General features: G+C 70.3%; 9 protein-coding genes. 3 read left to right on the top strand and 6 right to left on the bottom strand.

From position 1 onward, the window contains the following. Positions 1 to 35 precede the first annotated feature (35 nt). From B7767_RS39915 to B7767_RS39935, 6 genes are all read right to left on the bottom strand, one after another. On the bottom strand, positions 36 to 524 hold the full coding sequence (locus tag B7767_RS39915; protein WP_179167499.1) for a hypothetical protein: 489 nt from the start codon (positions 522 to 524) through the stop codon (positions 36 to 38). Next, a complete protein-coding gene (locus B7767_RS39920) occupies positions 521 to 2521 on the bottom strand; it encodes an ABC transporter ATP-binding protein (RefSeq protein ID WP_085576196.1) in 2001 nt (666 codons plus the stop codon). Before B7767_RS39920 ends, B7767_RS39915 begins: the two co-directional genes overlap by 4 nt. A 503-nt stretch (positions 2522 to 3024) precedes the next feature. Beyond that, positions 3025 to 3174: a hypothetical protein gene (locus tag B7767_RS46970; RefSeq protein ID WP_179167500.1), complete on the bottom strand. Its 150-nt coding sequence runs from the start codon at positions 3172 to 3174 to the stop codon at positions 3025 to 3027. After that, on the bottom strand, positions 3165 to 3329 hold the full coding sequence (locus B7767_RS46975) for a hypothetical protein (protein ID WP_179167501.1): 165 nt from the start codon (positions 3327 to 3329) through the stop codon (positions 3165 to 3167). Before B7767_RS46975 ends, B7767_RS46970 begins: the two co-directional genes overlap by 10 nt. Positions 3330 to 4007: 678 nt before the next feature. Continuing rightward, positions 4008 to 4517 (bottom strand): hypothetical protein, encoded by a 510-nt coding sequence (locus B7767_RS39930; protein WP_085576198.1) that lies wholly within the window; start codon positions 4515 to 4517, stop codon positions 4008 to 4010. Beyond that, positions 4514 to 5137, bottom strand: coding sequence for a class I SAM-dependent methyltransferase (locus B7767_RS39935; RefSeq protein ID WP_256923743.1), 624 nt, complete (start codon positions 5135 to 5137; stop codon positions 4514 to 4516). Before B7767_RS39935 ends, B7767_RS39930 begins: the two co-directional genes overlap by 4 nt. Before the next feature lie 212 nt (positions 5138 to 5349). Here B7767_RS39935 and B7767_RS39940 point away from each other — a divergent pair, with 212 nt between their 5' ends. The 3 genes from B7767_RS39940 to B7767_RS46980 all read left to right on the top strand — a co-directional run. Then, positions 5350 to 6273 (top strand): NADP-dependent oxidoreductase, encoded by a 924-nt coding sequence (locus B7767_RS39940; RefSeq protein ID WP_107486601.1) that lies wholly within the window; start codon positions 5350 to 5352, stop codon positions 6271 to 6273. A gap of 753 nt (positions 6274 to 7026) precedes the next feature. Then, complete coding sequence (locus B7767_RS39945) at positions 7027 to 7302, top strand: hypothetical protein (protein WP_256923744.1); 276 nt, start codon at positions 7027 to 7029, stop codon at positions 7300 to 7302. A gap of 290 nt (positions 7303 to 7592) precedes the next feature. Next, on the top strand, positions 7593 to 7823 hold a 231-nt coding region (locus tag B7767_RS46980; protein ID WP_373408277.1), incomplete at its 3' end, for a hypothetical protein.

Here is a 7823-nt window from a genome sequence, read left to right on the forward strand (position 1 = left end):
CGCCGGGTCGTCGGCGGGGCAGGTGTCCAGTGTGCTCATCGCTCGCCCCAGCCGATTTCCGAGTACGGCCGTCCCTGGAGAACCTCGTCGATCGCCCGCCGGGTGTACGGCACCACTGCGGCCGGGAGGTCCTGTGGCTTCCACCACCGCCACTCCGCGCACCGGTCGGGCTCCAGCACTTCCGGGTCGCCGGTCCAGGAGCGGGCTTGGAGGACGAGCCCGATCCTGGCCGGAGCGAGGACATCACGCCAGAACGCGGCCGCCTCCTCGTCAGGCTCGGTGGGCTCGGCGACATGACGCCCGGTGCAGATCACCACGCTGTACCCGCGGACCTGGCCGCTGCGCCACAGGTAGGCGTTGCTGACCTCCCCGCGCCGGACAAGGAGACCCCGGCCGGTGTCGTCAGCGGCGAAGTCGTTGGCGCACATCGGGCAGTCGATGCCGCGGCGGTGCTCGGTGAAGCCCGCCGGCCAGGCGCCGGCCGATGCTGTCGCGGGACGAGGCTGCGCGTGGTCGGGCATCATGTCGCCTCTCCGGCCTCGGCGCGGTAGCCGGCGGCCTGGAGGGTGAACATGGCGGCGTACTCGCCGTCGAGGTCCATCAGCTCCTGGTGGGTGCCGGTCTCGATGATGCGGCCGCCGTCGAAGACGAAGATCCGGTCGCAGCTGACGACGCTTGCCAAGCGGTGGGAGATCAGCACGGTGATCTGATCGGGGCGTGGTGAGTCCCGCAGTACCGCCTCGTACACGGCGTGCTCGGCGCGGGGGTCCATGCTGGCGGTCGGTTCGTCCAGCAGCAGGACGGGAGCGTTCTTGTACAGACCGCGGGCGACGGCGATCTTCGCCCACTGGCCGGCGGACAGTTCCTGACCGCCGCGGAAGCGTTTGGACAGCAGCGCCTCCCACCGGCCCGGCAGCGCGGCGATGACCTGCTCGGCGCCGGAGGCCCGCGCGGCGTCCAGGGCCCGCTGAGGATCCGCCTTGGTGAGGGTGCCCCGGGAGACCGTCAGGTTGGCCAGCGCGCTGAACGGGAAACGGACCGGGTCCTGCAGTACGCAGCCCACCCGGGCCTGCAACGACCCCGCGTCCATGTCCAGCACGTTCACACCGTCCCAGCAGACCGTGCCCCCGTCCTGGGGTTCGTACAGACCTGCGAGCAGCCGTGCGCAGGTGGATTTGCCGGAGCCGTTGACGCCGACGAACGCCACCGTCTGACCGGCTTGCAGCGTCAGGGAGATGCCGTTGAGCGCGGGGGTGTCCTTGCCCGGGTAGGTGAAGGACACGTCATCCAGCGTGATGGTCTTCACCGTCTCGGGGGCCCGCAGTCCCCTGCGGCGCGGCTGGAGGTCACGGCAGCGTTCCTGGAAGGCCAGGAGGTCGTCCACCCACATGGCGTGCTCGTAGACCAGGTGGGCGACGTCGACGAGCCGGGTCAGCGAGGACTGGGCGGCCTGGATGGCAAGGACAGCGCCCGCGCCGGCGGCCAGGGGCAGCCAGCCTGCGATCAGCATGGCGCCGAGCGCCGTGTAGGTGATGCCGGTGCCGATCCCGCCGACGGCCCGGCCCGCCAGGGTCAGCCCGGCCGAGCTCACGCCCAGGCGGGTGTCCTCCTCGGCAATGCGTGTCGTCAGCCGGCGGTGCTCGGCCAGCAGCGCACCCTGGGCGGTGTCCGAGCGGAGTTCGGCGGCGGCGTCCCTCTCCAGCAGCAGCCAGGAGAAGACCCGCACCCTGCGCTGCAGGGTGTTCCACCGCTTGAAGGAGTGGAAGCGGGCCCGGGCGGTGCGTACGGCGGCCGCGCCGACCGGCAGCACGGACAGCAGGAGCAGCGGCAGCAGGGCGGGATGGAGGATGCCCAGCACACCGGCAGTGCCCACGAGCCCGAGCAGCGCCGCGGCCAGGGAGACGACCTGGCCGACGATCTGCCGGGCGTAGAACAGGCCGCGGTCGTTGGCCCGGTAGGCCTCGTCGTGCCAGTCCGCGTCGTCGACGACCTCCAGCCGCACATGGGCGGTCAGGGCGAGGAACTCGCACTCCAGCGCGGTGCGGATCTTCGGCGTCACCCGGGCCTGCGCGACAGCGACGCCCGCCTCGAGGAGCGCCCGGGCCGCGAGAAAGCCGACTACGAAAAGGAGTTGGGGAATGGCCGCCCGCACCCTGTCCGGAGTGGGTCCTTCCGCGAACAGCTCCCGCAGCACTGCCACCGAGGCCATGAGCCCGAACGCCGTCATCACGGCCGACGCCAGCTGCAGGACCACTACCGCGACGGTCGCGCTCCGGTCCGCGTTCCAGGCCAGCCGGCCGATCCGGCGCACGATCCGCGGCAGACGCGCGAGAATCTGTCCCACCGTGGCCTTGGAAGCGGCGCCGTCGTACACGGACCAGTACGCCTCCGCCAAGCCGTCGGTGATGTCACCGTCGTGCGGCCCAGCCGGTACGGCGGCGGGCGGCGGAGGAAGTTCCGCCCCGCGCGGGGCGGGCACCGACCCCGCGCGGGGGCTGCCTGCATCACTGCCGACGCTCATGCCTCCCACCTCGTATCCAGTCGTGCTGAGCGGCGTGCGCGGGGAGCGGACTGCTGTGGTCCGCAGGACTGGACGGCGAGCGAGGACCGCCGCAATTGTTCGAATCCGGGGCGATGGGCGGGAGTGGGCTCGGTGTTCATGGTGTTCTCCGTCTGTGCGGCCGGTTGGCACTGGTGCTCTAAGAACGCGCCGGATCCGGAGCCGTAACGGCCCCGGAAGGGTGAATGTCTCGAACGTGAATACGGGTCTGGTGTCTGAGGCAAGGGCCGTCTGCCTGGTCACTTTTGAACTCACACGTTCGAGTGGTTGGCGACGTGCGGCACCCGATCAGGGGCTTGCGCGGTCCCTCCGCAGATCCTGGACAGGAGCGGGGCGTGGTGTGCGGTGACTGATCATGTCCAGGCCCTGCTGGAAGACAACTGGGTTCTCTGGGAGGTTGATCCGTAGAAGTTGGCCGCCTGGATACAGCGCGTCTGCATGACCGTTGCGGCGGAAGCGTTCGCTCATGACGGCCAGGTGGTCGCGGATGCGGCGGTGGGTCTTCCCCGTGGGGAGCGCCGGCAGCCCTGCTCGGCGGACGCCTCCACCACGGTGAGGAGGGAGGCGTGGAAGAGCATGACGATCTCGCCGACGGGATCGCCGCTCAGGGCCATTCGCTCGACCGGCCCAGGGCCAGGTGCTGCAGCAGCGCCTTGTTCCTGGTGGCGGTGACTCCGGTGCGCCATGGGCCGGGGCGCTGCCGGGCTTCCGCGGTGCGGACGTCGGCGACGTCACCGGATCGGGAGCGCTTCGTGGGTGTTGGCTGCAACGGGGGGACCTCGTGCAGAGCCGGATGCCGGCCGCTCGGCGATCAGTACGCATGGCGGGAGATGTGCCGACGGCAGTCCTCGTAACGGATCTGCGTCGAGCACATCCATGCCGAACTGCGGCAGTGGCGGCCGCTTCAGCGTTGCACCGGTCGGCGCGAGGACTACGCCGAGACCCAGGGCGTGATCGCTTCACTGATCCCAGACCGCTCCGCCCGTCGGCCGACTCGCCGCAAGCCGAGCACCGAACTGGTTCTCGCTCAACAGACGGCCTACTGATCAACCACCAGCCGAACTGCCAGGCCAGCACGCCCCGACCTCGAGCGCGGACCGGGCCGTAATTCGGGGGTGGCCCCTTCTTGACCATGGTGAGAGCAGGATGCGGCGTCGCAGGAGGTCGAAGTTGGCGCGGCCGTACATCTGTCGCTTCAGCAGCTTGATCCTGGTGACGTTGCCTCCGACATCCGTTGGCAGCAGTTGGCCGACCCTCACGCCGGCACCAGGCAGTAGAAGGTCCGCGATCCGCACCCCAGCCGTCACGCCTGATGGCTGCCCACCCGACCACCCCCAGATTAGCGACAGGACCCGGAAGTTGAGTCAGAAGCCCGAGAGGGGGCAGCACCGGTTGTCAGCCATCGCCGTGTCGCTCGGTGGCAACCGCACGACGTCACCCAGGTCCTCTACCGCACGTGGTGGTACCAGTGTCGGTGTACCGCGGGTTCGACGCACAGCACAGCGGCGCCCGCGGTCGCGCCGACCAGTAGGGCGGGTCCGCCGCCGTTGAGGGCCGCGCCGAGGCAGGCGGCGGCAACGGCGAGGGGGCGCAGCAGGGTCAGAGGGCCGAGGCCGATCACCATCGCGAGGGTGCCGGCACGGAAGGGCAGGGTGAGGTAGGCGGCGAGCGAAAGCAGTACGGCGCTGGCGTAGACGGTGAGTGGGAGCAGGTAGCCGATGCCGCCGGCGGTCAGAGTGTTGTAGGTCCGTGCCGGGTCGCGTGCGGTCAGCAGCAGGAGGGCGGCGGTCAGCGTGGGGGCGAGCAGCAGGAGGGCCCCGACGGCCAGCCCACGCAGGGCGGCCCGGGCGGTGGCGCGTTGTCTGCGGATGCGGGCGTCGCTGCCGGCATAGGCGCGGAAGCCGCTGAACGCCGCGTCGACCAGGCCGAGGAGCACAAGCGGTATGGCGGGCGTCATCGGGTGGTCTCGGCAAGGTGCTCCGGGCCGACTATGCGGCGTGCGTCCCGCCCGAGGGCTCGGCGAAGAGGCGCCTCCAGTTGCGGGCGTACCCCGATGACCGGACGCAGTGTGGTGCAGAACGGGTTCGCCGTGCCGCGTGGCTCGTACAGCAGTGCGCGGATGCCGGGCACCGCGGCGGCGCGCAGCAGCGTCCCGTCGCTGTGCGCGCGCCGTGCGGAGACGACACCGTCGTGGCGGCCGAGCGGATTGCGCATTCGGGCACGATGGAAGATCCAGGCGCCGATGGGCGCGAGAGGGGTCGCGGCGATGTCGAAGTGGCAGAAGGCATACGCCGGCGAAGATGCCTGGGCCTGGAAGAACTCGGCCAGGGCGGGTCCACGGAAATGGTGCAGCACGCCGGTGGAGACGTAGACGGTCGCGGCCTCGGGCAGGTCGAAGGCATTTCCTCGGACGAAACGGCATGTGAGCCCCTCCGCCCGGGCGAGGCGGTCCGCCTCGCCGACCAGCGCGGCGTCGAGGTCGACCCCGACCAGCTCGACGTCCGTACCGAGGGCGTTGGTGGCCGCCAGCCAGCGGACCAGGTAACCCAGACCGCAACCGATGTCGACCAGAGGCACCGGTGTCGTCGAGGCCCGGGATGCACTCGACGTACTGATCAGGGTCAACAGCCGACACCGGGCGGAGCTGTCCACGGCCCCGGAACCGGTGGTGCAGTCGGCCTGGTGCTGTGATCTGCATCTCAGCCGGTTGCCCCTCACATCAATGTCAGAGATGAGGATGGCGACAGCGCCCGGAATCACCGGGCCGGTCGTACGAGAGGCGGCGGAAGATGGGGCAGGCGTGGGGTTTCGGCAGGTATGGCGGGCCCGAGGTGCAGGAGTTCTTCGATCGTCCCGATCCTGTCCCCGGTCGCGGCGAGGTGCTGATCCAGGTCGCCGTCGCCGGCGTGAATCCCCTCGACCACCTTCTGCGCTCGGGTCTGGTCGACGGGCTCGACGGCGGGCGTCCGTTTCCCCGCGTGCTGGGCATGGAGGCGGCCGGAACCGTTCTCGCCCTGGGCGAGGAGGTCAACGGGCTCGAGGTGGGTGAGGCGGTCTTCGGCTTCGCACTCACCGGTGGCGGCACCTACGCCGAGACGACGGTGCTGTCCGCGCCGAACACCGCGCGCATCCCGGAGGGTCTGTCCGCGACCGTGGCGGCAACGCTGCCGGTAGCCGGGACGACCGCGGTGGACGTGCTCGACCAGCTCGGCCTCCCGGCCGGTGCCACGGTCCTGGTCAACGGAGTCGGGGGCGGGGTCGGCCTCGCCGTCGCCCGGCTGGCCATCGGGCGCGAGCTGCGGGTGATCGGCACCGGGAGTACCGCCAAACGCGAGCACGCCGAGGCCCTCGGAGTGCGGTTCATCGACTACACCGCCGAGGACGTCGCCGCCGCGGCACGCGAGCTGGTTCCGGACGGCTTCGACGGGATCGTCGACCTGGCCGGAGGCACCTCGCTGCGGACGGTCGCTCCGCTGGCCCAGGATCCCCGCAACGTCATCGCTGTGGGCGATATGTCCGTGTCCGATCTCGGTGGGCGTTTCGTCGAGCGTCGCGTCGACCGCGAGAACCTGGAGCGGTCGGCCCGGCTGGCCCTCGACGGACTCCTCGCACCCGTGATCACCGCGGTCCATCCGCTCTCCGACGCACCGGCCGCCCTCGCCACCGTCGAGAACGGTCACACCTCGGGCAAGGTCGTCATCAAGGTGGCATGAGAAGTACCCGGCCGTCCGACGCTGTCGACCGTCCACTGCGGACCGACGAGAACCCGTGGTCAGCGCATCATCAACTGGGCACGTTCACCCGTACGGGGCTGAGCACGTTCAGGCGTACGCCGACAACGGGGAGGGCCCCATGTTCCCGCAGGTCGTCAGCCAGGCGATCCACGCGCCCTCACGGATCCGACCCGGGCGGCAGCGGTGTCGCGATGATGCTGTGGTCCAACTCGGGGACCGGCCACGGCATCATCGCGCGGGATGCATTATCAATGCCATGCCGAGTTCGGCGCGGGCGTCGAAGGGGCGCAACGGCAACGTCCTGCCTGCGCCGCTTTGTCCGGTCGCGCCGTCGCGCTTCCTCGGTCGGGTGGCGGGGGATCGGTTGTGTGCGGATGTGGCCGCCTGTGATGGCTTGCACGGCAGGTGATGTCCGCGCGGTGCCGAGCGCGGTGCGGGCTGCGCCGCAAGCTTGACGGTCTCTGGAGCGGGAAGTGTCAGCCCGCTCGCACCACCGCAGCCCACAGCACGTTCATCGAACTCGTGAGCCAACACCGTGAACGAGTTCCGTTTATGGGGAAGATCGCAAAGTAACAGTTCTTGAAGGCCTCATGAGTTTCAGAGCCCGAAAAACGACAGGCTGACCCATGAAGACCCCATGTCAACCGGGCCTTCACACGGGCCGGTTGCGCCCGTGCACGACCCTGCCGGCCTCGGCGACGAGGACCGGCACCCGCCTTCCTGGAGGACCGCATGGGCAATGGCGACGTCAGCACTGACGTAGCGCCCCAGGACAGCGGCCACAACCAGCCCCTCCAGACCCCGCTCGACCTGCCCCTCGACTTCGAGGCCTTCCACCAGGGGTTCTTCCACGACTTCGCCGAGATTCACCTCGGCAGCCGGCGCACCGCCGAACAGGTCGTCCACGAGGTGTTCCCGGAGATCCTGGGCAGCTGGGAGGAACTGCTGCAGCAGGGCGTCACGCATCGTGGTGTCGCTGGTGTCTTGATGACCCCAACGCCACGGTGACCGTACCCGGGGGGACGGGGCGGAGCCGCTCGCGGCACAGGTGCCGGATGCCGGAGAGCAATGGGCGGAAGACGCGGGAGCAGCGCTTCCACGCGACACGTACCGACCCGTCGGCCACCACGGGGCGCAGGTCTCCGGAGGCGGAACGGGCGTTGTCAGTGGCGCGGCGTAGCGTGTGATCAACGATCAACGATCAACGATCAACTGGCAACAGGCACCGGCCAGGACGACGCGACGGGGGCAGCCGACACATGGGCACGCGGGTGGAGAAAGACGGGTACACCGCGGAGATGACGGACGATCTGGAGATCGTCTACCGCAATCCTCAGAGGCGGAGGCTCAAGCAGTTGCCCGCCCAGCTGGAGGGCGCCCCCGGGATCCGGGCCCTGCACGAGGCGCGCACTCGCCTGCGCGGTCACCGCGAGGAGTGCCGCCGGCAGGCGGCGGAGTGGGCCCGCGCCCAAGTGGCCGTGCCGCGCGCGCTGGCCGACGCGGACCCGCTGTGGCGGGGGGCCCCGGGG

Source organism: Streptomyces sp. 13-12-16 (assembly GCF_002114215.1).
Classification (GTDB): Bacteria; Actinomycetota; Actinomycetes; order Streptomycetales; family Streptomycetaceae; genus Streptomyces.